This is a genomic window from Streptomyces sp. SGAir0957 (assembly GCF_043523415.1).
This window is the reverse complement of the sequence record NZ_CP027293.1, coordinates 6568593-6593629: the sequence shown is the minus strand read 5'-3', so window position 1 is coordinate 6593629 and position 25037 is coordinate 6568593. Positions and strand designations below refer to the sequence as shown.

Here is a 25037-nt window from a genome sequence, read left to right as displayed (position 1 = left end):
ATCTCCGAATCCTACGGTTGTGCATAGGAATCAGGGACGAGGGAGCGAAGATGAGCCGGGACGCACGCAAAGCGGCCGAGGGTCTGGCCTATCTGTCCGGTTTCGGGAACGAGCACCAGTCGGAGGCGGTACCGGGCGCCCTGCCGCAGGGCCGCAACTCCCCCCAGCGCGCCCCGCTCGGCCTCTACGCGGAGCAGCTCAGCGGCACGGCCTTCACCGAGCCCCGCGCACACAACCGCCGCTCGTGGCTGTACCGCATCCGCCCCTCGGCCGCGCATCCGGAGTTCAGGCGCGTGGACAACGGCACGGTCCGCACCGCCCCCTTCACCGACGCCGTCCCCGACCCCAACCGGCGCCGCTGGAACCCGCTGCCCGCCCCCGCGCCCGGCACGGACTGGCTGTCCGGCCTGTGGACCCTCGGCGGCAACGGCGACGCGACGCAGCGCACCGGCATGGCCGTGCACCTCTACCACGCCAACGCCCCCATGACCGGGCGGGTGTTCAGCGACTCCGACGGCGAACTCCTCATCGTCCCCGAACACGGCGGCCTGCTCCTGCGCACCGAGTTCGGCCTCCTCGCCGCAGAGCCCGGCGAGGTCGCGCTGATCCCGCGCGGGGTCCGCTTCCGCGTCGAACCGCTCGACGACACCGCGCGCGGCTACGTGTGCGAGAACTACGGCGCCCCGTTCCGCCTCCCCGACCTCGGCCCGATCGGCGCCAACGGCCTCGCGAACGCGCGGGACTTCCGGGCCCCGGTCGCGGCCTACGAGGACGACGGGGACGGCGCGGGCCCGGTCGAGGTCGTCAACAAGTTCTGCGGCAACCTCTGGACCGCCACCTACGACCACTCCCCGCTCGACGTCGTCGCCTGGCACGGCAACCACGTCCCGTACGTGTACGACCTGCGCCGCTTCAACGTCCTCGGCACCATCTCCTACGACCACCCCGACCCGTCGATCTTCACGGTGCTCACGTCGCCGTCCGACACCCCCGGCCTCGCCGGCGTCGACTTCGTCGTCTTCGCGCCGCGCTGGCTGGTCGGCGAGGACACGTTCCGGCCGCCCTACTTCCACCGGAACGTCATGAGCGAGTACATGGGCCTGATCGAGGGCGCCTACGACGCGAAGGCCTCCGGCTTCCTTCCGGGCGGGGGGTCGCTGCACAACATGATGTCCGCGCACGGGCCCGACCGGGAGACGTTCGACAAGGCGAGCGCGGCGGAGCTCGTGCCTCAGCGGGTCGACGACGGGCTGGCGTTCATGTTCGAGACGCGGTGGCCGATCACGGCTACGGGGCAGGCGTCCGGTGCGGGGCACTTGCAGCGGGCTTACGACGATGTGTGGCGCGGCCTCGAACGTCACTTCAGGGGGTAGGGGGTGCGCCTCGGCGTCTGCCAGGTGTCGGTCGTGGGGCCGGCCGACGGCGCGTCGTGGCTGGTCGCGCAGTTCCCCGCGCCCCTGAGATGCGCACTTCGTGCGCCATCTCAGGGGCTGATCGGCCCGCGGCCGCGCACGAACCGGAACCCGGCACGCGAAGCGGCATCCGCATTGCACGACCCCGGCCCCGACAGATACGGATAACCCGTGACGTCATTCGCCCCGGACTCGATCGTCCTGAACCGCAAACTCCCGCTCTGGTATCAGGTGTCGCAGTCCTTGCGCGCCTCCATACTGGGCCGCTCCCCCCAGGACCCCCTCCGCCTCCCCACGGAGGAACAGCTCGCGCTGCATTACGGGGTCTCCGTGCTCACGATGCGCCAGGCGCTGAAGGAGCTGGAGGACGAGGGGCTGATCACGCGGCACCGGCGCCGCGGCACGTTCATCGAGCCGACGGCCCAGCAGGGCGCCCCCGTACGGCTGCTCGGCTCGGTCGACGCGATCGTGGCGCAGCAGTCCGGGATGGTGACGGAGGTCCTCGCGCACGGCCCGGCGCCGGTCCCGGTGCAGTACGCGGAGCTGTTCCCGGGGACGGAGTCCGTGGCCACGTACCACCGGCTGCGCTGCGACGAGAAGACGGGCGAGCCGACGAACCACGCCCGCAACTACGTCCGCCCGGACCTCGGCCGCCAGGTCGACGTCGCGGATCTGGCGCGCTGGCCGATGACGAAGGTGCTGCGGGACGTGGTCGGGGCTCGGATCAGCCGGATCACGGACTCGGTGGAGGCCCGCCTCGCGGACCCGGAGACGGCCCGGCTGCTCCGGGTGCCGCTGCTCAGCCCGATCCTGCACTACACGGGCGTCACCTACGACGAGGAGGGCAGGGTCCTCGACGTGGCGGTCATCCACTATCGCGGCGACCGTTTCTCGTTCACGGTGACGCTGGACGCCCACTGACGGGACACGGAGGCCACGTAGCATGCCGGGCGTGACGAACGACGGGCCGCTCACCGACGCCATGCCGCTCGCGGACCTCATGCCGTGGTCCGTGGCGCCCCTGCGCCTGGGCCGGTCCTGGCCGGTCGCCCCGGACGCGGCGTCGCTGAAGGCGCGGTGGGACGCGTTCGTCGCCGCCCCGCGGGAGCGGCGCGAGGCGCTGCTCCAGCCGTCGCGCTCGCGCACCCTGCACATGGCCGCCGCGCAACTGCCGCGGCAGCGCGCGGGGACCGAACCGCTGGCGCGCGCGGAGGGCCCGTGCCCGGACCCGGTCCGCGTGCTGCACGGGCCGTTCGACGAACAGTGGCTCATCCCGGACCAGCGCCTCATCGACGCGGCCCGCCCCGAACTGTGGCGGGTGGCGGACGACCGCCAGCTCTTCCTCGTCGAGCAGGGCTACGTGCCGGACGCGGGCGGCCCCGCGCTCCTTGCCTGTGCCATCCTCCCCGAGGGCCGCTCCCCCGCCGGCCGGCCGGGCCGCATCCGCCCGCTGTACCGGCGCCCGGACGCCACCGAGCCCAACGTCGCCCCCGGCCTGCTCCCCCACCTGTCCGCCCTCTACGGCCACGAGGTGCACCCCGAGTCCTTCCTGGCCTGGTGCCTCGCCACCGCCACCCGGGACGCGAAGGAGGTTCGCGTGCCGCTGCCCGTGGACCCCGAGGTGTGGGCGCGCGGCGTGGAACTCGGCCGCCGCGTCCTGTGGCTGCACCGGCGCGGGGACGGCGCCGACCGCCCCAGGCTCCCCGGCGGGCGCCGCCCGTACGTCCGCGCCCCGCTGCCCCCGCGCCCGACCGAACTCCTCTACGACCGCGAGGAGGAGGCGCTCCTCGTCGGCGACGGCCGTATCTCCCCGGTCCCGGCGGCGGCCTGGGACTTCCACGTCAGCGGCGTCCGCGTCATGGAGCAATGGTTCGCCCGCCGCACGGCACCCGCCGAACCGGGCACGCTGGCGGCCGTCCGCCCGTCGGCCTGGCCCCAGCAGTGGACCTCGGAGCTGCTCGAACTCATCACGGTGCTGGCGCTCCTGGCGGAACTGGCACCACGCCACCAGGACCTGCGCGCGGATCCGGGCCCGCTCCTGGGCCCCTACGACCTCCGCCGAGCCGGCATCCTCCCGGTCCCCCCGGCGACCCGCCGCCCGGCAACGGTCCTGGACCAGCCGGAGGAGGGCCCAGGAGGCCAGTTCGCCTTCCTCTGAGGGAGGCCGCACGAAGTGCGCCTCGCAGGGGCGCGGGGAACCGCGCGCCCAGCCACGACGAGGCGTCGATCGCACGAGGACGGGACCACCCGCCCCGGGGCGCTCACCCGCCCACGAACCCCGCCAGGGTCCGCCGCAACGCCCGTTCGAACACCGCCTCCAGATCGATCGGCCCCGAGTCCTCCGCGAACGCCGCCGCCAGCCGCGGATACCGCCCCGACGCCACCTGACCGCCCAGATAGGCGATCCGCACCGCCTGCTCCTGCTCGGCGCTCCACGGCAGTGACCGCGTCCGTTCGACGCCGGAGATCTCACTGGAGACGTACGTCGTCACCACCCCCGTGACGGCGGCGATCAGCTCCATCTTCGTCCCGTAGGGAAGCTCCAGCGGGTCCAGGCAGCGCAGGCAGTACTCCAGGTACGTCAGCGCGTTGGGGCTGAACCCGTACACCGGCGACATCAGCCGCGGCAGCCATGGATGCCGGTGCATGATCAGCCGCGTCTGCCGGGCGAGCGACAGCACGTCCTCGCGCCAGTCGCCGCTCGGCTCCGGATACGCGTACTCCGCGCTGACCGCGTCGACCATCAGTTCGTACAGGTCCTCCTTGCGCGGCACGTAGTTGTAGAGCGACATCGTGCCCATGCCGAGTTCACCGGCGATCTTCCGCATGGAGACCGCGTCGACGCCCTCCGCGTCGGCCACGCGCACGGCCGCGGCCGCGATGTCGTCCCTGCTGTGCGCGGGACGGGGACCACGGCCGGTGCGCTCGGGGCGCGCCCAGATCACTTCGGGTACGGCCGGTCGGACCGCCATTGATCATCACCTCGCGCACCATCCTAGTTACGTACGGCGTACGTAGTGCGGTACGGTGCACCCATGACTTCTACGTACGCTGTACTTAGTGAAGGTCTGGAGAAGCGGTTCGGGTCGGGAGGCAAGGCGGTGCACGCCGTGCGCGGGCTCGACCTGGCCGTGCGCGAGGGCACGGTGTGCGGCCTGCTCGGGCCGAACGGGGCGGGGAAGACCACGGCGGTCCGGCTGCTCACCACCCTGCTCCGCCCCGACGCGGGCACCGCGCGGGTCGCGGGGCACGACATCGGGCGCGCCCCGGACGCCGTCCGCCGCGGCATCGGCGTCACCGGCCAGTACGCGTCGGTCGACGGGGATCTGACCGGCCGTGAGAACCTGCGCCTGTTCGCGCGGCTGCTGCGCGCGCCCCGGTCGCGGGCGGACGAGCTGATCGAGCGGTACGCGCTCACGGAGGCCGCGGACCGGCCGGCGCGCACGTACTCGGGCGGTATGCGCCGCCGCCTCGACCTCGCGTCGAGCCTGATCACACGGCCCGCCGTGCTCTTCCTCGACGAGCCGACGACCGGGCTCGACCCGCACAGCAGGAACGCGATATGGGACGCGGTCCGCGAACTGGCCCGCGCGGGCACGACCGTCGTCCTGACCACGCAGCACCTGGAGGAGGCCGATCAGCTCGCCGACGAGATCGTGCTCATCGACGAGGGCCGCGCCGCGCACTCCGGCACGCCCGCCGCGCTCAAGGCGCGGATCGGACACTACGCCGAGGTCGTCGTCCCCGCCGACGCGGGCGAGCAGGCGCTGCACGCGGCCGCCGTCGTCCTCGACCAGCTCACCGGCGCCCGGCCCCGCCTGGACGCGGAGAAGCGCACGGTCGGCGCGGTCGTCCTCGACCCGGCCGTCACGCTCCCCCGCGTCGTACGGGAACTCGACGCGTCCGGTGTCCCGTTGATGGACGCCACCCTGCGCCCTCCGACGCTCGACGAGGTGTTCCTGCGCCTCACCCGCACCGCCGGTCCACGGCACACCGAGGAGGTCGCCGCATGAGCACCGCGCTCCTGTACGACGGCACGGCGATGCTCGGCCGCCACCTCCGGCGCGTGCGGCACGCCCCCGCCATCACGGTCATGACGCAGACCATGCCGATCGTGTTCCTGCTGTTCTTCGGGTACGTCTTCGGCAGCGCCCTCGCCATGCCGGGCCCCGACTACCGCGCCTATCTGGTGCCGGGCATGCTCGTGGCGACGGCTGCGGGCGGAATCATGACGGGGATGTTCACGGCGGCGCAGGACACACACCGCGGGGTCATGGACCGGTTCCGCACGCTGCCGATGAGCCGCGCCGCGGTACCGCTCGGGCAGGCCGTCGCCGATCTGCTGACGACCACGGCCGGTCTGGTGCCACTGGTGCTCGTGGGCCTCGCGATGGGGTGGCGGATCGAGGGCGGGGCGGCCGGGGCGGTGGCCGCGTTCGGGCTGCTGCTGCTCTTCCGGTTCGCCACGACCTGGGTCGGCATCCTGCTCGGCCTCGTCTCGCGGAGCGAGGAGGCGGCGGGCCAGTTGGGGAGCGCGACGTTCATGCTGCCGCTGCTGTCGAACGCCTATCTCCCGACCGGCGGGATGCCCTCCTGGGTGCGGGTGCTCGCCGAGTGGAACCCGATCAGCGCGGTCTGCACGGCGATCCGCGACCTGTTCGGCAACGCGCCGGTGCCGGACGGCGCCTCATGGCCGGTGGCGCACCCGGTCGCCGGATCGCTCGGCTGGTGCGCGGCCCTGCTCCTGCTGTGCGTGCCGCTCGCGGTCCGCCGCCACACCCGGGGCGAACGCACGTAGAAGCACAGAGAAGGGCCCGCACCCCGCCTCCTCGCCGGGGCGCCCGCCGCAAGCCGTGGGGATGACGGTCGCGAAGATGCGCAGCGGTACGCCGGAACGGCGCGGAGGTCGGACGCGGGCCCGAGACTGCTGGACGGGCGGCCCGCTAGTGGCCGCCGAACAGCGTGCGGCGCAGGCGCCGCAGTGGTGCGAAGAGCGAGACCCGCCGCACCCGCGCGGCGCTGCCGCCGCGCCTGTGCGCGGTGTCACGCGCGGTGAGCTCACGCATCAGTGTCGTCGCTTCCGCCACCTCACCCTGGGGCACGGCGGGACCGCCGAGCACCGAGAGATGGCGGTCGAGACGCGAACTGGTCGCGCTGCTTCCGCACGTGATCGCAGGCACACGCGGCCTGCTGCGCACTGTTATCTGTTCCATGTCACTCCCCACCCGTACGAGGGCACCCGGCCCGGGCAGGTTAACCCTATCGCCCCATCGGGACACTCGTGTATCCCGGCCGCACGATTCACCTACCCCGTGGAGAGGTTGACGACGCAAAGTCGATTACTCTCCGAATACGACCGAATCCAGGGCGAGTTGGACAAGCGGCGCACTTGTCGGGCGTTCCGAGCCGCCGTCGGGCTTCTCCGTCACAGCCAGTGAAGAAGCGCTCGCCGTCAAGCCGGAGGCCAGGAACGGCGTGTCGGGGCCCCGGTCGGGCGGTACGGCAAGGGATCGCGGGGGTTCCGCGTCCGACATCGGCCAGAGTTGGTGATCTTGTCCACGGGGCGGGGCGGCAGATCCGTGACGGTGATCACCGCCTCGCCGCGCGCCGGTGACACCACGGCGGCGAGCCCGTCGGTCCGCGCCGCGCGGGCGTCCGGCGCGGCGAGAACGTGGGCGATCTCACGTGCCCCGGACCGCTGTGCGTCGAGCCGTTCCTGAGTACGGGTCAGTTCCCCCCGGAGCGGCGGGCTCACGCCGACGCCCCGTCGAGGCAGGCCCTCATGCGCAGGAGCCCGTCGCGCATCCGGGTCTTCACGGTGCCGAGCGGCACGGACAGCCGGCGGGCGACCTCGCGGTAGGTGTAGCCGTCGTAGTAGGCGAGGGTGACGGCCTGGCGCTGGAGGTCGGTGAGGCGGCCGAGGCAGCGGCGCACCCAGTCCCGTTCGAGGCCGCTCTCCACCTCCTCGGCGACCTGGTCGAAGGCGGGGACCTCCGCACGCCGGGCGACGCGCTGCTCGCGCTCGCCCGCGGCGCGGACGCTGCGCACCCGGTCGACGGCCCTGCGGTGGGCCAGGGTGAGGACCCAGGAGAGGGCGCCGCCGCGGGCCGGGTCGTAGCGCGCCGCGGTCCGCCACAGTTCGAGGAGGACCTCCTGGGCGACCTCCTCGGCCTGCGCGGGGTCGCGCAGGACGCGCCGCGCGAGGCCGTAGACCGGCCCCGCCACCTTCTCGTACAGCTCCTCGAAGGCCCGTTCGTCCCCGCGCCCCACGCGGGTGAGCAGTTCATCGGCTGCGTCCGTGACGTCCATCGGTCCCCCATCGGTCCCCTTGCGCGCATTGTGCTGCCGCGAGTGGTTCGGAGACAGGGTTACGCCCGGATGGCCCCCGCCCGAGAGCACGGACCAGCCAGACCGAACCCGCAGACACGATGCCCCCGGCCAGGGGCGCGAGGAACCGCGCGATCAGCCACGACCGGCTCGGTGCCCCGCACCCCGTCCCCGCGCCCCGCGCCCCGCGCGAGCGCCCCGCACTCCCCACCAATCCGCGAAGCGCCCGTCGCCGAATGGCCGTCATGACGCCCGCGCAGCGCGGGCGGTGTGGTGACACCCGAGAGGGGATTCGGACGCGATGACAGCAACTGCCAGGAGTCGACGGGGGGTTCGCCCCCTGGCCGCGCTCGTCGCGGGCGCGCTGGCCGCAGGGGGGCTCGCAGCCGCCGGTGCGACCGTGCTTCAACCAGGACAGGCGCATGCCTCCAGCCACCGGGAGGCCCCGCTGATCTCCGGGGATCCGCTCCACGACAACACGGACGTGTACGCGTTCGTCAGCCCCGACAAGCCGGACACGACGACGCTCGTCGCGAACTGGCTGCCGTTCGAGGAGCCGGCGGGCGGGCCGAACTTCTACCCGTTCGCGGAGAAGTCCCAGCACGACATCCACATCGACAGCGACGGCGACGGGCAGGGCGACCTGCTGTACCGCTGGACGTTCGACACGCAGACCAAGAACGGCGACACGTTCCTCTACAACACGGGCCCGGTCACGAGCCTCGACGACCCGGACCTCAACGTCACGCAGACCTACGACATCGACCTGCTCAGGCTGAAGGACCAGAAGGTCGTCTCCACGTCGAGGATCGCGAACGACGTGCCGGTCGCGCCGTCGAACGTCGGCAAGGCCTCGATGCCGAACTACAAGACCCTGCGCGACCAGGCGGTCCGGCAGACGAAGGGCGGCGGCACCGCGTTCGCCGGGCAGGCCGACGACCCGTTCTTCCTGGATCTGCGCGTCTTCGACCTGCTGTACGGCGGCGACCTGTCCGAGGTCGGCCGGGACACGCTCGCCGGGTACAACGTCAACACGATCGCCCTCCAGGTCCCGACGGCCCAGCTGCGGCAGTCGGAGAAGCAGCCGGTCATCGGCGTCTGGTCGACGACCCAGCGCAAGAACGCCAAGGGCGGCTGGACGCAGGTCTCGCGGCTCGGTTCGCCGCTGGTCAACGAGGTCGTCGTCCCGCAGAAGGACAAGGACAAGTTCAACGCCTCGCACCCGTGGAACGACGCGGACTTCCTGCCGTACGTCACCAAGCCGGAGCTGCCGAAGCTCCTGGAGAAGATCTACGGCCTGAAGGCCCCGGCGGAGCCGCGCGACGACCTCGTGTCGGTGTTCCTGACCGGCGTGAAGGGGCTGACGCGGCCGCCGAACGTCCGGCCCGCCGAGATGCTGCGCCTGAACACCTCGGTCAAGCCGACGGACTCACCGAAGCGGCTGGGCGTGCTCGACGGGGACAACGCCGGGTTCCCGAACGGGCGGCGCCTCACCGACGACGTCGTCGACATCGAACTCCAGGCCGTCGAGGGCGAACTGCTCGGCAACAAGAACGACCTGGGCGACGCGGTGAACACCAACGACCAGGCGTTCGGCTCCGCCTTCCCGTACGTGGCGCTGCCCACGGCCGGGTCGCGCGGCCCGACGGCGAAGAAGGCGGACGGCGGGGACCAGAGCCGCAGCGCGCTGAACGGCGGCGCGGTGAACACGGGCGCGTCCACCGGTTCGTCCGGCGACACCGACGCCGTACTGATCGCGTCGGCCGCGGCCGGTGCGGCGGGCGCCCTGCTCATCGGGCTCGGCCTCGCGTGGTGGCGGACCCGGGGGCGGCGCGGAGGCGCCGCGTAGCCCCTCATGAACGGCGCGGCCCGTGTGAGCCCCCCACGGGCCGCGCCTCCCCTCCGTTCCGGATCAGAAGTCCGATCAGAAATCCGCTCAGAGAAATCCGCTCAGAGAAATCCGCTCAGAAATCCGATCAAGGATCCGATCAAGAAGAGGACCTGCCATGGCTCCGCGCTTCTCAGGACGTACCGCTGTCGCCGCGTGCGCCCTCGCGCTCGCGCTCACGGGGGGCGCGATCGCCGTCGGCGGGAGCGGCGGCGCGCGGGGCCCGGCGCCCGCCGCCGTCGCGCCCGCCGCGCCGCCCCAGGGCCTCGGCACCGGGAAACTCGACGCGGGCGTACGGGCGTTGCAGGCGCACCTGCGGGTCCAGCCGAAGGACCACGCGAGCTGGGCGAACCTCGGCACGGCCTACGTCGAACAGGCCCGTACCCAGGGCGATCCCTCCCGCTACGCGGAGGCGGACCGGGCCCTGGCCCGCTCGCTGCGGCTGCGCCCCGGCGGCAATGACGCCGCGCTCGCGGGCCGCGCCGCACTCGCCGCCGCCCGGCACGACTTCACGGGCGCGCTCCGCGACGCCCGCCGCGCGCTCGCCGTGAACCCGTACAGCGAGCGCGCCCTGTCCACCCGGATCGACGCGCTCGTCGAACTGGGCCGCTACCGGGAGGCGTCCCGCGCCGCGGACGAGGCGGACGCCCGCCGCCCGGGGGTGCCCGTCTTCACGCGTTTCTCGTACGTACGGGAGCTGCGCGGCGACGTGGCGGGGGCCCGGCGCCCGCTGGAGCAGGCGCTGGCCGGGGCGACGGCCCCCGGCGATGTCTCCTACACGGCCACCTCCCTCGGCCAACTGGCGTGGCGGCAAGGCGACTTCGAGGCCGCCCTGCGCCACTGCGGCCGGGCGCTGCGCGCGGACCCGGGCTACGTGGCCGCGCTGGAGTGCCGCGCCAGGGCCCGCGCGGGCCGGGGCGACGAGGCGGGCGCCGTCCGGGACCTGCGGACCGTCGTGGCCCGCTACCCGCTGCCCGGCCCACTGGTCGCGCTCGGCGAGCTGTACGAGGCGCGGGGCGACAAGGCGGCGGCCCGCGAGCAGTACGGCCTGGTCTCGGCCTGGACGAGGCTGGCCCGCGCCAACGGGGTCGACGTCGACCTGGACACCGCCCTTGCCGCCGCGGACCACGGCGACCGGCGGGCCGCGCTGCGAGCGGCCCGCGCCGAGTGGTCCCGCCGCCGCACCGTCCACACGGCCGACGCCCTGGCCTGGGCCCTGCACAGGAACGGCCGCGACACCGAGGCCCTCCGCTACGCCCGCATCGCCACCCGCACCGGCTACCGCGACGCCGCCTTCGCCTACCACCGCGGAGCCGTCGCGCGCGGGGCGGAACGCAAGGAGTGGCTGACCCGGGCGCTGCGCCTGAATCCGGCGTTCTCCCCGGTGGGGGCGGAGGCGGCGCGGGCGTTGCTGCGGGGGGCGTCATGATCCGGGGCGGCCCGGCGCGGATCGCCCGCCGGGCCGTACCCGGTCTCCTTCTCCTCCTCGCTCTCCTCCTCGCTCTGCTCCTCGTCCCGGCTCCCCGGGTCCAGGCGCATCCGCTCGGGAACTTCACCACCAACACGTACGACGGTCTCGTCGCCGGTCCGGGGCGGCTGCGGATCACGCACGTCGAGGATCTCGCCGAGATTCCGGCGACGCAGGTGCGGGGCGCGGTCGAGCGGGCCGGGGTGGGGAAGTGGGCCCGGGAGCGGTGCGCGAAGGCGGTGCGGGGTGCGCACGTCACCGTCGACGGGGCGCGGGCCCCCGTCAGCCTGCGGAGCGGCCGTGCCGCCCACCGGCCCGGTCAGGCCGGGCTGCGGACCCTGCGCGTCGAGTGCGAGGCGACGGCTCCGCTCCCCCGCGACCGCGCGGCCACCGTGGGCTTCCGCGTGCCCGGGCGGGCGGGGCCCGGCTGGCACGAGATCACCGCGCGGGGCGACCGGACCACCCTCGCGCGCAGCAGCGTGCCGCGCACGTCCCTCTCGCACGTACTCACCCGGTACCCCGAGGATTTGCTGAAGTCGCCGCCCAGCGCCACCGCCGCCGAGCTGCGTGTCACGCCCGGGGGCCCCGCCCTGCGCGACGTGGGGCCGGGCGGGCCCGACGCGTCGGGTGTGCTGCCGCGCGGCGCCGACCGGTGGACCAGCGCGCTGACGGGGCTCGTCGCCCGGCACGACCTCACTCCGGGCTTCGCCGCGCTCGCCCTGGCCACCTCCCTCGTGCTCGGCGCCCTGCACGCGCTGGCGCCGGGCCACGGCAAGACGCTGATGGCGGCCACTGCGGCGGCCCGCGGCCGGGCCCGGCTCCGCGACGTCCTGCCGCTCGCCGCGTCGGTCACGGTGACGCACACGCTGGGCGTCGTCGCGCTCGGCGCCCTCGTGATCGGCGGTTCGGCGGCGGCCCCGTCGGTGGTGGCCTGGCTCGGCGTGGCCAGCGGCGTCCTGGTGACGGCCGCGGGCGTGACGCTCGTCCGCAAGGCGTGGCGGAACAGGCCACACCCGCACGGTCACGACCACAACCACGACCACGACCACAGCCACAGTGACGATCACGACCACAGCCACAGCCACAGCCACAGCCACAGCCATGACCATGACCATGACCATGACCACGGTCCCCCCGGGACAGGGCTGCGCGGCGCGCTCTTCCTCGGGTTCGCCGGGGGGCTCGTGCCCAGTCCGTCCGCCGTCGTCGTCCTGGTCGGCGCCGCCGCGCTCGGGCAGGCGTGGTTCGGCGTGCTGCTCGTGCTCGCGTACGGGGCCGGGCTCGCCGTCACCCTGACCGCCGCCGGGTTCGTCGTCGTACGGGCGGGGGCGTTCGCGGCGCGGCGGATCGCGGGGAGCAGGGCGCGGGGGCGGCGGGCGGTGCGGCGGCTCGTGCCGCTGGGGTCGGCCTGCGTCGTCCTGGCGCTCGGCTGCGGATTGGTCTTCAAGGGGCCGCAACCGCGCTCGGTTGAGCTACTTTTGTTCAGACTTGTCTTGCCGCGAATGGGGGCACCCGTGAGTGAGCGTGTGGTCGCGGGGCGGTACCGGCTGATCGACCCGCTCGGCGAAGGCGGCATGGGCACGGTCTGGCGGGCCCGGGACGAGGTCCTCGGCCGTGAGGTCGCGGTCAAGGAGGTACGGGCCCCGGCCGGGCTGCCAACGACCGACGTCGAGCGGATGTACGCCCGTCTGGAGCGAGAGGCGTGGGCCGCCGCCCGCGTCGCGCACCGCAATGTGGTGACGCTGTACGACGTGGCCACGGAGGACCACCGGCCCTGGATCGTCATGGAGCTGGTCCGCGGTGTCTCGCTGGCCGAACAGCTGGACGCCGAGGGCCCGATGGAGCCGGCCCGCGCCGCGCACGTCGGCGCCGAGGTGCTTGCCGCGCTGCGGGCCGCGCACGACGTGGGGGTCCTGCACCGCGACGTGAAGCCCGGCAATGTCCTCCTGTCGAACGACGGCCGGGTCGTGCTCACCGACTTCGGGATCGCCATGGTGGAGGGCACCTCGGCGCTGACGATGACCGGCGAGATCGTCGGCTCCCCCGAATTCCTGGCGCCCGAGCGGGCGTTGGGCCGCGCCCCGGGGCCGGAGTCGGACCTGTGGTCGCTCGGGGTGCTGCTGTACGCGGCGGTCGAGGGGTACTCACCCTTCCGGCAGGACACCCCGCTCAGCACCTTGCGGGCGGTCGTCGACGAGGAGTTGCCGCCGCCGCGCCGGGCGGGCCCGCTCGCCCCGGTCATCCAGGGTCTGCTGCGCAAGGACCCGGCCGAGCGGACCTCCGCGGCGGACGCGGAGCGGGATCTGCGGATCATTGGCGCGGGCGGCAGCCCGTACGGCTATCCGGGTCCGACAGCGGGCATGCCGACGGTGACGGCCGGGCAGCCGGTCACGTCCACCCCTCCGCTGCCCTTCCCGGTGTCGGCGCCGCTCCCGTCCGGCGACGCGGCGACCACGACGACGGTCCCGGACGACGACGCGGGCCGGCGCTCCGCGCGCCGCGCCTCGCTCGCCCTGCTGGCCGGCATCGTCGTCCTGCTCCTCGCGATCGGCGGTCTGACGTACGCGCTGCTCAACCGGGACGACGGCGGCAAGACCGGCGGCTCCGGCTCATCGGGCGGCTCCGGCGGCACCGGCTCCGGCGGGGACAGCACCGCCGGCGGGGGTGGTGCGGGCGGCGGCGGGAGCAGCGACGCACCGGCCCAGTCCGTCCGGGTCGGCGTGAGCGCTCTCCGCGGCAGCTACGCGGGGACGTGCCCGCCGTCCGCCGCGCGGGCGCCCGCCTTCGCGGCGAGGATCACCGTGGGGCGCACCCCGGCGCAGGTCGAGTACCGCTGGGTCACGCGGAGCGGGAGCGCGTCGGAGCCCGGCTGGAAGACGCTGAGCTTCGGCGCGGGCGGCGCGCGCACCCGTACGGTCGACACGACGCAGACGGCGTACGAGGCGGGCGGGACCCTGCACAACCGGATCGGGGTGGAGGTGCGCAGCCCGCGCGCGACGACCTCCAACTATGTGGCGTACTCCGTCACGTGCGGGGTGACGGCCCCGACGACCACGCCGTCGAGGCCGCCGAGTTCGTCGGCGCCGCCGACCCCCTCCACGTCCTCGACACCGTCCACGTCGTCGAGCGGGACCGCCACCGGTTCACCGACGTACTAGCCCCAACTGTCGTCCGGCGCTCACGCGGCGGAGGTCAGCACGGGCAGGTAGCCGCCCGACTGTCCGGCGGCCGTCGGGTGGTAGGACTCGCCGATGTTGGTCCAGTTGACGCTGTGCAGCCACGCGCTGCCCGAGCAGATCTCGTGCCCGGTGAACTTGGTGGCCACGTCGCCGTAGCTGAAGCCGTGGTCGGCGACGCGCTTGGCGATGGTGCTGTTGAGCAGGTCGGCGGCGGAGTTGATGGCCGACCGCTTGGTGTCGGACAGGCCGGCGATGCAGGAGCCGCCGAGCTTGTAGAAGCGGGGGTAGCCGAGCACCACGACGTGGGCGGCGGGCGCCTTGGCCGAGATCGCCGAGTACACCTTGTCGAGGTTGCCGGGGAGGGTGGAGGTCACGTACGAGCGCGCCTGGTTGATGCGGTTGAGGCACACGGACTCGGAGTTGAGGATGCAGGTCGTCATGACGTCGGCGAATCCGGCGTCATTGCCGCCGATGCTGATCGAGACGAGACCGGTGCCGGAGCCGAGCGGGCCGAGCTGACCGGAGAGGACGTCCCCCGTCTTCGCGCCCGAACACGCGGTGAAGTTGAAGCTGGAGGGCGAGTGGGCGGCGGCCCACAGCGCGGGATAGGCCTTGGTGGAGCGCTTGCAGTCGCCGCTGGCGCTGTCGTAGCTGCCGGACCCGACCCCGGAGGAGTACGAGTCACCGAGGGCCACGTAGCCGGTGGCCGCGGCGGTGCCGGAGGCGTGGGCCGCGCCCGCCCCGGTGAGGGCCGCCGCGGTGGCGAAGAGGAACGAGGTCACGTATGCCGCAAGTCGGAAACGTCTCATGGAACCTCCTTTAGCAGGATCTCTGCTGGTAACTGTGGTACCACGCGTCACAGTTACCGGGAAGTACCCCGACCGAGCATTCGCTCAGCGTTCAATTACAGGTGCATGTCACGGAACTGACTTACCCTCACCTCGCGTCTTGACGCCTCTTCGGCGCTGCGCCACATTGAAGTCCGGCATCCGGCGCTTCGGGGGGCAAAGTCGCCAATGCACGCCATTCGGATCAAGCGCCCGTCGAGCGGCGCGCCCCGTCTGCTCGCGGGCGCCGCCGTCCTCACCGGGGGCGCGGGCCTTGTCCTGGTCCTCGTGGACGCCCGCTTCCCGCTGCGCGCACCCCTCGCGCTCTGCTACCTCCTCGCCGCGCCCGGCGCCGTGTTCGCCGCCGCGCTGCGCGGCCTTGACCCATGGGCGCGCGGCGCCTTGTCGCTCACCGGCGCGGTCACCGTCGTGGTGCTGGTGGCGCAGGGCATGCTCGCCGTCCGGCACTGGTCGGTCGAGGGCGGGGTGATCGTCGTGGGGGCGCTGAGCGCCCTCGCCTTCATGGGCCGGCACGCGTTCCGGTCGCGGCACCACCCGTAGAGCCCAGCCCCAGCCGTCCCGTTCGCACGTCCACCGTTCGCACGTCCACCGTCCGCACATCCACCGGACGAGAGGGCCAGACCTGTGAGCAGCCCCGCCGCGCGCCCGGCGCCCGCCGCCGTTCCCGGGCCCGCCCGTACGCCCGCCCGCACGCCCGCCCGGTGCGCCGCGCCGCGCGTCAGCGTGGTCGTCCCCGCCATGAACGAGGCACGCAACCTCCCGTACGTCTTCGCCACCCTGCCGGACTGGATCCACGAAGTCGTCCTGGTCGACGGCGATTCGAGCGACGGCACCGTCGAGGTCGCCCGCGCGCTGCGGCCCGGCGTCGTCGTCGTGCCGCAGCCGGGAAAGGGCAAGGGCGACGCGCTGATCACCGGGTTCCGGGCGTGCTCGGGCGACATCATCGTGATGGTCGACGCGGACGGCTCCGCCGACGGCCGGGAGATCGCCTCCTACGTCTCCGCGCTCGTCTCCGGCGCCGACTTCGCCAAGGGCTCGCGGTTCGTGCGGGGCGGCGCCACCGACGACATGACGACGGTCCGCAGGCTCGGCAACCGGGCGCTGTGCGCGGTGGTCAACGCCAAGTTCGGGGCCCGCTACACCGATCTCTGCTACGGGTACAACGCGTTCTGGCGCCGCTGCCTGGACGCGATCGACCTGGACTGCACGGGGTTCGAGGTGGAGACCCTGATGAACATCCGGGTCGTCAAGGCGGGGCTGCGGGTGCGGGAGATCCCGAGCCACGAGCACGTGCGGATCCACGGGGCCAGCAACCTGCGCGCGGTGCGGGACGGGCTGCGGGTCCTGAGGGTGATCCTGAAGGAGCGGCCGAACCGGCGCCCGCCCCGGCTCCGGCCGTTCGCCACACGGCCCGACGCGGCGCGAGGACGGCTGTCTTGACCGGCCACCAGGACGAACAGGCCGGACAGGACGGACAGGACGGACAGGACGGACAGGGCGGACAGGGCGGACAGGGCGGACAGGGCGGACAGGGCGGACAGGCGCCCACGGTGTCCGTCGTCCTCTGCGCCTACACCGAGGACCGCTGGACGGACATCCTCGCGGCGGTCGGCTCCGTCCGGGCGCAGTCGTACCCGGTCCTCGACATCGTCCTCGTCGTCGACCACTGTCCGGCGCTCCTCGACCGGCTGAGCGGGGAGTACGCGCGGACGGCCGGCCTCCGGGTCCTCGCGAACGCGGGGCCGCGCGGGCTCTCCGCCGGGCGCAACACCGGGATCGCCGCCACGTCCGGTGAGATCGTCGCCTTCCTCGACGACGACGCGGTGGCGGAGCGGGACTGGCTGCGCCACCTCGCCGCCGCGTACGCCGACCCGCGCGTGGTGGCGGCCGGCGGCAGGACCGAGCCGGTCTGGGCGTCGGGGCGCAGGCCCGGCTGGTTCCCGGCGGAGTTCGACTGGGTCGTGGGCTGCACCTACCGGGGGCTGCCGCCCGGCACGGCGCGGGTCCGCAACGTGCTGGGCGGCAACGCCTCGTACCGCCGCACCGCCCTGGCGGCGGCGGGCGGCTTCGCCACCGGCATCGGCCGCGACGGCGGCCCGCGCCCGCTCGGCTGCGAGGAGACCGAGCTGTGCGTCCGCCTGGCCCGCGCGCGGCCGGACGCCGTCCTGCTGATCGACGACCGCGCCGTGATCCACCACCGGGTCCCGCCCGCACGGGAACGGTTCGCCTACTTCCGTGCCCGCACCTACGCGGAGGGGCTCTCGAAGGCCCGGCTGACGAGGAGGGTCGGCACGAGGCGCGGGCTCAGCTCCGAACGCGCTTACGTCACGCGGACACTCCCGGCCGCGCTGGCGCGCGCGGCCCGGGACGCCCTCCTGGCCCGCCCGTACGGCGCGGCCCGCGCAGGAGCCCTCGTGACCGGGGTGGTCATGGCGGCGGCCGGTTACGTGCGGGAGAGGGCGGCGGCGTGAGCGCGCCCGCGCGGGGAGCAGGCCGTGCGGCCGTCCCGGTGCTGATGTACCACGCGGTCGCGGACGAGCCGGGCCCCGCGCTCCGGCGCCTGTCGGTGTCGCCCTCGCAGTTCGCCACGCAGATGGAGATCCTCGCCGCGCTCCGCCGCACCCCGTTGACCGTCGCGGAACTCGCCGCGCTCTGGCGCGGGCGCGGCGGGGAGCTGCCCGCGCGGCCCGTGCTCCTCACCTTCGACGACGGGTACGAAGGGGTGCACCGGCACGCCCTGCCCGTGCTCGCCCGGTACGGGTTCCCGGCCACCCTGTTCGTGACGACGGGCTGGCTGCGGGGCCCGTGCGGCGCCGGGGGCGGGCCCGGCCGGATGCTCGACTGGGGGCAGGTGCGGGAACTGGCCGCGCACGGCGTGGAGATCGGCGGCCACAGCCACACGCACCCGCAGCTCGACCAGCTCGGCGCCGCCGCGCTCCACCACGAGGTGCGGCACTGCGCGGAGGTGATCGGGCGCGCACTGGGCGCGCCGCCCGTCTCCTTCGCCCACCCCTACGGGTACTCCGACCGGCGGGTGCGGGAGGCCGTCCGCGCGGCGGGTTTCGCGCAGGCCCTCGCCGTCGGCAACGCACTCGCCCGGCGCCGCCAGGGACCGTACGCCCTGCACCGGCTCACCGTGCGCCGCTCCACCGGGACCGCCGCCTTCGAGCGGCTGGCCGAAGGCCGCGCGATCGGGCCGCACTTCGCCGGGGACAGGGCGCTGACCAAGGCGTACGCCGTGCTCCGCGCCGCCCGGCGAACGGCACGGGCCCGTGACTGACACGGTGACGGGCACCGGCAGCGCCCAGGGGTCGCCGCCCGGTCCCGGGCCGGGGCCGCAGGACGCCCATCTGTTCCGCAACGCCTACGCGCTGATGCTGAACACCGTCGTCTCGGGCGTTCTCGGTGTCGGCTTCTGGCTGGCCGCCGCGCACTCCTACCCGGCGGACGCGGTCGGCCGGGGCTCCGCCGCGATCGCGGCGATGAAGCTCCTCGCCGGACTCACGGCCGTGGCGCTGACCGGCGCCCTGGCCCGGTTCCTGCCCGTCGCGGGCCACGCCACCGGCCGCTTCGTCTTGCGGACGTACGCGGGGAGCGCGGCCGCCGTCTCCCTCGCGGCCCTCGTCTTCCTGCTGACCCTCGACGCCTGGGGGCCCTCCTACCGCTTCCTGCACGGACCGTTGCCGGGCCTCGGGTTCGTCGCCGCTGTCGTCGCCTGGTCGCTCCTCACCTTGCAGGACGGTGTGCTCACCGGGTTGCGCAGCGCGCTGTGGGTGCCGGTCGGCAACGCCGTGTTCTCGGTGGTGAAGCTGGCGTTGCTGGTCGCCTTCGCCGCCGTCCTTCCGGCCACGGGCGTCTTCGTGGCGTGGGCGGCCGCCATCGCCTTCTCGCTGCTGCCCCTGGGCTGGCTGGTCCTGCGGCGGCTCGTGCCCCGGCATGTGGCGGCCACCGAGGGCGGGGCCGGGGCGCCGCCGACCGCGCGCGAGGTGGGCCGCTTCCTGGCGGGCGACTCCACGGGCTCCCTGTTCTCCCTGGCCGTGGTCTTCCTCGTGCCGGTGATCATCGCCTCGCAGGTCTCCTCCGCCGACAACGCCTACTTCTACGTCGCCGCGACCATCGGCGGCACGGTCAACCTCCTCGCCGTCAACATGGGCGCGTCCCTGACCGTCGAGGGCGCGCACGACCCCGCGCTGCTCGCCGCGCACACCCGGGCCGCGCTGCGCCGCATGGCCCGCATCATGCTGCCGGTCTGCGGGCTGCTGCTGCTCCTCGCGCCGTACGTGCTCCGCGTGTTCGGGCGGGACTACGCGGACGCGGCCACCCCGCTGCTGCGCCTGCTCGCCCTCGGCGCGGCGCTGCGCATGCTCATGGAGATCTACTTCGCGGTGCTGCGGGCCCGGAGCAGGACGTCGGGGCTCGCCTGGCTGCAAGGGCTGCTCTGCGTCCTGGTCCTCGGCCTGACGCCGCTGTTCCTGCCCGCGTTCGGGCTGGCCGGGGCGGGCGTCGCCGAGGTCTGCGCGCTCACCGTGGTCCTGGCGATCGCCGCGCCGAAGCTGTGGCGCGTCGTGCGCCCCGCCCCGCCCACGGGTCCGCCCGAGGACGCTCCGCCCGACGGCGACCTCGCCGATCTCGGCCCGCCGCCGAGGGACCGCTCCCGGCCGCGGACCGCCGTCGAAGCGCTGCGCGACGCCGTCGACTCGGCCGCGCTGCGGTTCGTGATCCGGCTCCAGCAGGACGCCCGCGCCAAGGCCCCGGACCCGCTGTACGACGCGGCCGACGTCCCGGTCCCGGCACCGCCGCGACCGGCCGCGCGCCCCACCGTCGTGGCCCTGGCGCTGCTGCTCGTCGCCGCGCTCGGCCTCTACTGGGGCCCGGTCCTCGGCATGGACGACGCGGATCTCGACGCGATGGGCGGGCTCGGCCTCGTCTCGGTCCTGCCCCCGGCCACCCTGATCGGCGCCGCGCTGCTCGTCGTCGTCTTCACGTCGCTGCTGTGGCTCGAATCCCCGCACAGGCCGCTGCTGTTGCTCACGCTGCTCGCCACCGTCGTCTCCCTGCACGCGCTGCCCGCCGTCGTCGAGGACGAGCCCCGGTTCGCGACGGCCTGGCGGCATCTGGGCTTCGTGGACCACATCGACCGCACCGGCACCGCCTCCCCCGGCCTGGACGCGCGCTGGAGCTGGCCCGGCTTCTTCGCCGCCACCGCATTCCTCACCCGGGCCTGCGGCGTCGACGACCCGGTCCAGCTCCTGCGCTGGTGGCCGCCGGCCCTGCAACTCCTCTGTCTCATCCCCATGTTCCTGCTGCTGCGCTCCGTGCGGGCGAACTGGCGGGCCAAGTGGACCGGGCTGTGGATCTTCGTCCTGTGCGGCTGGGTCGGCCAGGACTACTTCTCGCCGCAGGGCTTCACCTACCTGCTGTACCTGATGTTCGTGGCGATCCTGCTCGTCTGGTTCCGGCCGCCGCGCGTGCTGTGGGACAAGCGGCGGCCCGGCGAGACGGAGGTCGAACCGACCGCCCCCCGCCAGCGCGTCGCGCTCGTGGTGCTCCTGCTCGCCCTGTTCGCGGCGACCGTCGCGGCGCACCAGCTCACCCCGTTCATGATGCTGGGCGTCCTGACCGGCCTGGTCCTGGCGGGCCGCTGCGAACTGCCCGGCCTGCCGCTGCTGTGCGCGGTCATCGCTGTCGGCTGGCTCGGCTTCGCCGCCGAGCCGTACTGGGCGGGACACCTGGGCGACCTCTTCGGCGGCGTCGGCGGCATCGGCACAAACATCTCCGCGTCGGTCACGGGCCGTCTCCGGGGCGGCGACCCCGACCACGCCCTCGTCCTCTACGCGCGCGTGCTGCTCGCGGGCGGCGTCCTCACCGGCGCCCTGTACGGCTGGTGGCGCCGCCGCGAGTGGCGGTACCGCGAGCGCTCCCTCCCGGTCCTGGCCTGCGTCCCGTTCCTCGGTCTCGCCCTGCAGTCGTACGGGGGTGAGATGGCGCTCCGCGTCTTCCTGTTCGCCCTCCCCGGCACCGCGCTCCTCGCCGGTCTCGCCCTGTTCCCCCGCGCCGGGCTGACCGTCAAGGAGCGCGAACGGGACCGGATCAGCGTCGCCCCGCTGGCCGCGCTCCTCGCGGGGCTGCTGCTCATGGGCGGCTTCCTGGTGGCCCGCTGGGGCAACGAGCCGTTCGAACGGGTCAGGCCGGGCGAGGTCGCGGCGATGGAGTACGTCTACGCCCATGACGAGCCGGACCCCGTACAGCTGCTGTGGCTGAGCCGCGACCCGGCCGCCGACGTGACGCCGTCGCTGCCGTGGGGCGCCCGCGCCATGGAGCGGGTCACGTACGTGCCGGTGCGCGCGCCGGCCGACCCGGTCCTCGTCGACGGCCTGGTCAGGGCGGTGACCACCGCGGGCCCGCACGCGTACCTGATGGTCAACGACAGCCAGGCCGCGTTCCTCCGCCTCGACGCCGGTTACACGCGCACCTGGCAGGGGCGGCTCCTGCGCCACCTCGACGAACGGCGGGAACTGCGGAAGGTCTACGTCAACGAGGACGTGGCCCTGTACCGGGCGCGGGCGGAGCCGGCCGGTCCGGTCGAGCGGGCCGGTTCGGGCCCGGCCGGGCCGCACATCACCTGGACGCCGTGGACCGTCCTCGGCGCTCTGGCGGCGATCGCGCTGACCCTGCTGCTCGCGGTGCGCGAGGTGGTCCGGGCGGCGCGCCCGCCGAGCGTGCGGCAACTGCGGTGGCTACGGCGCACGTTCCGGTGGGCGCTGGCGCTGCTCGCGGTGGTCGTCCTTGCGCTGGTCCGGCGGTTCCTCACACTGGGCCCGTCCTGACGCCCGCCCGTGTCCGCCTCACCGGCGCAGCCACTTCACCTCGTAGCCCTGCAGCCGGAACATCCGGCCGTCGACCTCGGCGTCGATCGGCCGGTCCAGGGTGTTCACGAGCAGGACCGCCTCGTCGTCGGCGAGGACGCGCACCCGTGCCTCGTCCGCCTTTGCGACGGCCACGCTCCGGAACCTCGTGCCCGGGCCGAACTCCTCCTGGAACCCCGCCACCAGGCCGTACATGGGGAGCGGACCGCCGCCGGAGGCGCGCCCGGTGGGCCGCCACATGCAGCCGGCGCACGAACGGCCGGTCCGGGTCTCGGGGTTCCAGTGGAAGGCGGACGTGACGCCGCCCTTCGCCAGGGCGATCAGACCGGCGGCCTGCACGGCGACGCGGTGCTGCTCGCTCCAGCCCTCCCGGACCCCGTCGGCGCCGGCGGGCTCCACGTAGTACTCGGCCCACCACAGCGGCAGACCGCCGGTCCGTCTCCTGATCCACTCGCTGACGTCGGTGAACTTGTCGGTGGCCGCGAAGGCGTCGGGCCGCGGTTCACCACCGGCCGGGTAGGTGGCGCCGTCGACGACGACGAAGTCCGCGCCCGCCTTGTGCGCGTTCCAGTAGTCGAACGCGTCGACGACCCGCTGGTCCAACCGCCCCCAGGCGCCCTCGGCCCCGTCCGCCGCCCCACCGTCCGTCCGCCCCGGACCGGCACTGTCCATGCCCAGGTACGGACCGCCGACCCGGATGTCCTCGTCGACCTTCTTCAGCGCCCGGTACACGCGGTTGTAGAGCTTCGTGTAACCCTCGTGGTCCCAGCGTCCGCGCTCCTCGTCCCAGAACCCCTTGAACTCGTTCCAGACGATGAAGTGACGGACGAAGGGGTAGTGCCGGGCGATGGCCGCCGCGAGGTCCGCGAAGTCCTGGTAGTGCGCGGGCAGCGGCGCCTTCTCCAGGTTCGCCCGGCTCCAGTCCGTGTTCTCCGCGCCCGGTCTCCCGCCCTTCATCCAGTCGGGCGCGCAGCACAGTGTGATCACGGGGGTCCCGCCGGAGCCGCGGATCAGCTCCATGCGGCTGTCCATCGCGGCGAAGTCGTACCGTCCGGGCGCCGGTTCGGGGTTGCCCGCTCCCCAGCCCATGATCGCCTCGTTCTGCGGCATCGGCCGTGCCCTGAGCAGCCTCTCCACGCGGGCGCGGGCGGCGGGCGCGCCCTCGTCCGCGGAGTGTTCGGTGTGGGTCAGACCCCAGCCGACCCCGGGCCGCCCCGCTACCGGCACCGGCCCGGGTGACGGGCCCCGGGCCGTGTGGTCGCGGCCGGCGAGGGTGGAGAGCAGCGCGAGGGCCACGGCCAGGGCCGCCGCCCCCACGCCGAGCAGAGCGGTGAGCCGCCACCGCCGCGCCCCCTGACCCCCCTCATGGCGTCGCATCAACTCCGAGGGTAATCAGCCGGGTCCGGGCCGCACACCGGAAATCTCCGTGCGATCCGGCCGTCCGTGACGGATCATGGCGCCATGTCCGCGAACCCCTTCGACGCGCTGCCCGTCCGGCTGGGCGTCGACGACAGCGACTCCCCTTCCGATGTCATCGACGCGTTGTTCCTGGGCCGCTTCGCCACGGGCGAGCAGCCCCACTCCCGAGCCACCAACATCGACCGGGTCCGCTCCGGCGTCACCTTGCTGCCGCCGGACGCCCGCGTGCTGCGCTCCGCCCGCGACGACGACCGCAGCGCCACGCTCGCCGACGGCGACGGCTGGACGCTGCTCGTCTCCCGCTGGAACCGGGGCGCGGACGTCACCGTCACGGCGACCAGCGCCGAACTCGCGGAGAAGGTGCTCAGCGACGCCACCGATGGCGCCGCCGACGAACCGGAACCCCAGCCGGAGAACGTGACCATGGGGTTCTGGTACGTCTCGCCCCGGCGCGGCCCGCACCGCACCACCCGGCAGATCTCGGCCGGTACCTGGGAAGAGGTGCGGAGCAACTACACCGAGCCGGTCGCCGAGGCCATGGACCAGCTGATGAAGGTGCGGCCCGAGGACATCGCGGGCCGCCTCCTCCTCCTGCACGGCCCGCCCGGCACGGGCAAGACGTCGGCGCTGCGCACCCTGGCCCGGTCGTGGCAGGACTGGTGCCAGGTCGACTGCGTGCTCGACCCCGAGCGGCTCTTCTCCGACGTGGGCTACCTGATGGACATCGCGATCGGCGAGGACGACGGCACGGCGAAGGGCCGCTGGCGGCTGCTCCTCCTGGAGGACTGCGACGAACTGATCCGCGGCGAGGCCAAGCACACGGCGGGCCAGGCCCTGTCCCGGCTGCTCAACCTGACCGACGGCCTGCTCGGCCAGGGGCGCAACGTGCTCGTGGGCGTCACCACCAACGAGGACCTGGAGCGGCTGCACCCGGCCGTCGTCCGCCCCGGCCGCTGCCTCGCCCGGATCGAGGTCGGCCCGCTGACCCGCCGCGAGGCGACCGGCTGGCTCGGCACCGAGGAAGGCGTCGGCCGCGAGGGCGCGACCCTGGCCGAACTGTTCGCCCTGCGCCGGGGCATCTCCCCGACGTCTGTACCGGACCAGCGCGGCGAGTCGGAGGCAGGACTGTACTTGTAGGCCCGGGGCGGTGCGTGCAGGACTTGTAGGCCCGGGGCGGTGCGTGCAGGTCCGGGCGGTGCTCGTAGGTCCGGGCGCTCTACGCGTACGCGGCGCGCACCGCGTCCCGGGCCGCCGCCAGCGCCGCCTCCTCGGAGAGGCCGAGACGGCGGGCCCGGTCCGCGAAGGTCTGCGCGGCGGCCGAGGCCTCCCGGGCGGCGGCGTCACCGGCGGCGGCGACGAACGTGCCGTTGCGCCCGCGCGTCTCGATCACCCCGTCCGCCTCCAGGGCCCGGTACGCCTTGGCCACCGTGTTCGCGGCGAGCCCGAGCTCCTCGGCGAGGCCCCGCACGGTGGGCAGCTTGTACCCGACGGGCAGCGCCCCCGCCCTGGCCTGCTCGCTGATCTGGGCCCGCACCTGCTCGTAGGGCGCGGCGCTGTCGTCAATGCGGATCTTCAAGGTCACCGCACGATTGTCGCGCAGGCACCGCCCGGCCGCCGGAAAAGGGGAGGC

21 protein-coding genes and 1 pseudogene are annotated in these 25037 nt (G+C 74.1%); 15 read left to right on the top strand and 7 right to left on the bottom strand.

Annotated elements, in window-relative coordinates:
- Positions 1-50: 50 nt before the first annotated feature.
- The 3 genes from hmgA (at position 51) to C1N81_RS34685 (ending at position 3570) form a co-directional block, all read left to right on the top strand.
- Positions 51-1373, top strand: a complete 1323-nt coding sequence (gene hmgA / locus C1N81_RS34695) for a homogentisate 1,2-dioxygenase (protein ID WP_394435272.1) — start codon at positions 51-53, stop codon at positions 1371-1373.
- A gap of 210 nt (positions 1374-1583) precedes the next feature.
- Positions 1584-2333, top strand: coding sequence for a GntR family transcriptional regulator (locus tag C1N81_RS34690; RefSeq protein ID WP_394435271.1), 750 nt, complete (start codon positions 1584-1586; stop codon positions 2331-2333).
- Between the two features lie 22 nt (positions 2334-2355).
- Positions 2356-3570 (top strand): type ISP restriction/modification enzyme, encoded by a 1215-nt coding sequence (locus tag C1N81_RS34685; RefSeq protein WP_394435270.1) that lies wholly within the window; start codon positions 2356-2358, stop codon positions 3568-3570.
- 103 nt (positions 3571-3673) lie between these two features.
- Here C1N81_RS34685 and C1N81_RS34680 read toward each other — a convergent pair whose 3' ends face one another.
- Entirely contained in the window at positions 3674-4384 is a 711-nt protein-coding gene (locus tag C1N81_RS34680) for a TetR/AcrR family transcriptional regulator (RefSeq protein WP_394435269.1), read from the bottom strand.
- A gap of 63 nt (positions 4385-4447) precedes the next feature.
- On the opposite strand from C1N81_RS34680, the gene C1N81_RS34675 reads away from it, so the two are divergent.
- Together C1N81_RS34675 and C1N81_RS34670 are read left to right on the top strand one after the other, a co-directional pair.
- On the top strand, positions 4448-5425 hold the full coding sequence (locus C1N81_RS34675) for an ATP-binding cassette domain-containing protein (protein WP_394435268.1): 978 nt from the start codon (positions 4448-4450) through the stop codon (positions 5423-5425).
- Positions 5422-6210: an ABC transporter permease gene (locus C1N81_RS34670; RefSeq protein WP_394435267.1), complete on the top strand. Its 789-nt coding sequence runs from the start codon at positions 5422-5424 to the stop codon at positions 6208-6210. The genes C1N81_RS34675 and C1N81_RS34670 overlap by 4 nt, the downstream gene beginning before the upstream one ends.
- Positions 6211-6355: 145 nt before the next feature.
- Here the strand turns inward: C1N81_RS34670 and C1N81_RS34665 are convergent, their stop codons facing one another.
- The 3 genes from C1N81_RS34665 to sigK form a co-directional block, all read right to left on the bottom strand.
- Positions 6356-6625, bottom strand: coding sequence for a hypothetical protein (locus C1N81_RS34665; protein WP_394435266.1), 270 nt, complete (start codon positions 6623-6625; stop codon positions 6356-6358).
- Positions 6626-6751: 126 nt separating this feature from the next.
- Positions 6752-6946, bottom strand: coding sequence for a hypothetical protein (locus C1N81_RS34660; RefSeq protein WP_394435265.1), 195 nt, complete (start codon positions 6944-6946; stop codon positions 6752-6754).
- Positions 6947-7163: 217 nt separating this feature from the next.
- Complete coding sequence (gene sigK, locus C1N81_RS34655) at positions 7164-7721, bottom strand: ECF RNA polymerase sigma factor SigK (RefSeq protein WP_394435264.1); 558 nt, start codon at positions 7719-7721, stop codon at positions 7164-7166.
- A 319-nt stretch (positions 7722-8040) separates the two neighbouring features.
- Between sigK and C1N81_RS34650 the strand changes: the two genes are divergently transcribed.
- The 4 genes and pseudogenes from C1N81_RS34650 to C1N81_RS34635 all read left to right on the top strand — a co-directional run bounded on the left by C1N81_RS34650 (position 8041) and on the right by C1N81_RS34635 (position 14253).
- Positions 8041-9588: a DUF4331 domain-containing protein gene (locus C1N81_RS34650; RefSeq protein ID WP_394435262.1), complete on the top strand. Its 1548-nt coding sequence runs from the start codon at positions 8041-8043 to the stop codon at positions 9586-9588.
- 157 nt (positions 9589-9745) lie between these two features.
- Positions 9746-11056 carry a tetratricopeptide repeat protein gene (locus C1N81_RS34645; RefSeq protein ID WP_394435261.1) on the top strand — a complete coding sequence of 437 codons (1311 nt, stop codon included), beginning with the start codon at positions 9746-9748 and terminating at the stop codon, positions 11054-11056.
- Positions 11053-12566, top strand: a pseudogene (locus C1N81_RS34640) (nickel transporter). Before C1N81_RS34645 ends, C1N81_RS34640 begins: the two are co-directional and overlap by 4 nt.
- Before the next feature lie 31 nt (positions 12567-12597).
- Positions 12598-14253 carry a serine/threonine-protein kinase gene (locus tag C1N81_RS34635; RefSeq protein ID WP_394435260.1) on the top strand — a complete coding sequence of 552 codons (1656 nt, stop codon included), beginning with the start codon at positions 12598-12600 and terminating at the stop codon, positions 14251-14253.
- 20 nt (positions 14254-14273) lie between these two features.
- Here the strand turns inward: C1N81_RS34635 and C1N81_RS34630 are convergent, their stop codons facing one another.
- Positions 14274-15083 carry an SGNH/GDSL hydrolase family protein gene (locus C1N81_RS34630; protein WP_394435259.1) on the bottom strand — a complete coding sequence of 270 codons (810 nt, stop codon included), beginning with the start codon at positions 15081-15083 and terminating at the stop codon, positions 14274-14276.
- Between the two features lie 207 nt (positions 15084-15290).
- On the opposite strand from C1N81_RS34630, the gene C1N81_RS34625 reads away from it, so the two are divergent.
- The 5 genes from C1N81_RS34625 (at position 15291) to C1N81_RS34605 (ending at position 21949) form a co-directional block, all read left to right on the top strand.
- Complete coding sequence (locus tag C1N81_RS34625) at positions 15291-15662, top strand: hypothetical protein (RefSeq protein WP_394435258.1); 372 nt, start codon at positions 15291-15293, stop codon at positions 15660-15662.
- A gap of 183 nt (positions 15663-15845) precedes the next feature.
- Positions 15846-16562: a glycosyltransferase family 2 protein gene (locus tag C1N81_RS34620; RefSeq protein WP_394438425.1), complete on the top strand. Its 717-nt coding sequence runs from the start codon at positions 15846-15848 to the stop codon at positions 16560-16562.
- Between the two features lie 110 nt (positions 16563-16672).
- Positions 16673-17593, top strand: coding sequence for a glycosyltransferase (locus C1N81_RS34615; RefSeq protein WP_394438423.1), 921 nt, complete (start codon positions 16673-16675; stop codon positions 17591-17593).
- A 44-nt stretch (positions 17594-17637) separates the two neighbouring features.
- On the top strand, positions 17638-18402 hold the full coding sequence (locus C1N81_RS34610) for a polysaccharide deacetylase family protein (RefSeq protein WP_394438422.1): 765 nt from the start codon (positions 17638-17640) through the stop codon (positions 18400-18402).
- The gene (locus tag C1N81_RS34605) at positions 18395-21949 is read left to right on the top strand and encodes a lipopolysaccharide biosynthesis protein (protein WP_394435257.1); all 3555 of its coding nucleotides are present in this window, start codon (positions 18395-18397) and stop codon (positions 21947-21949) included. Before C1N81_RS34610 ends, C1N81_RS34605 begins: the two co-directional genes overlap by 8 nt.
- 18 nt (positions 21950-21967) lie before the next feature.
- Here the strand turns inward: C1N81_RS34605 and C1N81_RS34600 are convergent, their stop codons facing one another.
- Positions 21968-23365 carry a GH39 family glycosyl hydrolase gene (locus C1N81_RS34600; RefSeq protein WP_394435256.1) on the bottom strand — a complete coding sequence of 466 codons (1398 nt, stop codon included), beginning with the start codon at positions 23363-23365 and terminating at the stop codon, positions 21968-21970.
- 84 nt (positions 23366-23449) lie between these two features.
- Between C1N81_RS34600 and C1N81_RS34595 the strand changes: the two genes are divergently transcribed.
- Positions 23450-24544 carry a DUF5925 domain-containing protein gene (locus tag C1N81_RS34595; protein WP_394435255.1) on the top strand — a complete coding sequence of 365 codons (1095 nt, stop codon included), beginning with the start codon at positions 23450-23452 and terminating at the stop codon, positions 24542-24544.
- A gap of 79 nt (positions 24545-24623) precedes the next feature.
- Here C1N81_RS34595 and C1N81_RS34590 read toward each other — a convergent pair whose 3' ends face one another.
- Positions 24624-24989: a GntR family transcriptional regulator gene (locus C1N81_RS34590; RefSeq protein WP_394435253.1), complete on the bottom strand. Its 366-nt coding sequence runs from the start codon at positions 24987-24989 to the stop codon at positions 24624-24626.
- Positions 24990-25037 lie beyond the last annotated feature (48 nt).

Bases quoted from the DNA above. Each gene is read 5' to 3' on its own strand.
- sigK (WP_394435264.1), bottom strand. From the start codon at position 7,721: ATGGACGTCACGGACGCAGCCGATGAACTGCTCACCCGCGTGGGGCGC.
- hmgA (WP_394435272.1), top strand. From the start codon at position 51: ATGAGCCGGGACGCACGCAAAGCGGCCGAGGGTCTGGCCTATCTGTCC.
- C1N81_RS34645 (WP_394435261.1), top strand. From the start codon at position 9,746: ATGGCTCCGCGCTTCTCAGGACGTACCGCTGTCGCCGCGTGCGCCCTC.
- C1N81_RS34625 (WP_394435258.1), top strand. From the start codon at position 15,291: ATGCACGCCATTCGGATCAAGCGCCCGTCGAGCGGCGCGCCCCGTCTG.
- C1N81_RS34600 (WP_394435256.1), bottom strand. From the start codon at position 23,365: ATGCGACGCCATGAGGGGGGTCAGGGGGCGCGGCGGTGGCGGCTCACC.
- C1N81_RS34635 (WP_394435260.1), top strand. From the start codon at position 12,598: ATGGGGGCACCCGTGAGTGAGCGTGTGGTCGCGGGGCGGTACCGGCTG.
- C1N81_RS34665 (WP_394435266.1), bottom strand. From the start codon at position 6,625: ATGGAACAGATAACAGTGCGCAGCAGGCCGCGTGTGCCTGCGATCACG.
- C1N81_RS34630 (WP_394435259.1), bottom strand. From the start codon at position 15,083: ATGAGACGTTTCCGACTTGCGGCATACGTGACCTCGTTCCTCTTCGCC.
- C1N81_RS34595 (WP_394435255.1), top strand. From the start codon at position 23,450: ATGTCCGCGAACCCCTTCGACGCGCTGCCCGTCCGGCTGGGCGTCGAC.
- C1N81_RS34670 (WP_394435267.1), top strand. From the start codon at position 5,422: ATGAGCACCGCGCTCCTGTACGACGGCACGGCGATGCTCGGCCGCCAC.
- C1N81_RS34660 (WP_394435265.1), bottom strand. From the start codon at position 6,946: ATGTCGGACGCGGAACCCCCGCGATCCCTTGCCGTACCGCCCGACCGG.
- C1N81_RS34650 (WP_394435262.1), top strand. From the start codon at position 8,041: ATGACAGCAACTGCCAGGAGTCGACGGGGGGTTCGCCCCCTGGCCGCG.
- C1N81_RS34610 (WP_394438422.1), top strand. From the start codon at position 17,638: ATGTACCACGCGGTCGCGGACGAGCCGGGCCCCGCGCTCCGGCGCCTG.
- C1N81_RS34680 (WP_394435269.1), bottom strand. From the start codon at position 4,384: ATGGCGGTCCGACCGGCCGTACCCGAAGTGATCTGGGCGCGCCCCGAG.
- C1N81_RS34675 (WP_394435268.1), top strand. From the start codon at position 4,448: ATGACTTCTACGTACGCTGTACTTAGTGAAGGTCTGGAGAAGCGGTTC.
- C1N81_RS34685 (WP_394435270.1), top strand. From the start codon at position 2,356: ATGCCGGGCGTGACGAACGACGGGCCGCTCACCGACGCCATGCCGCTC.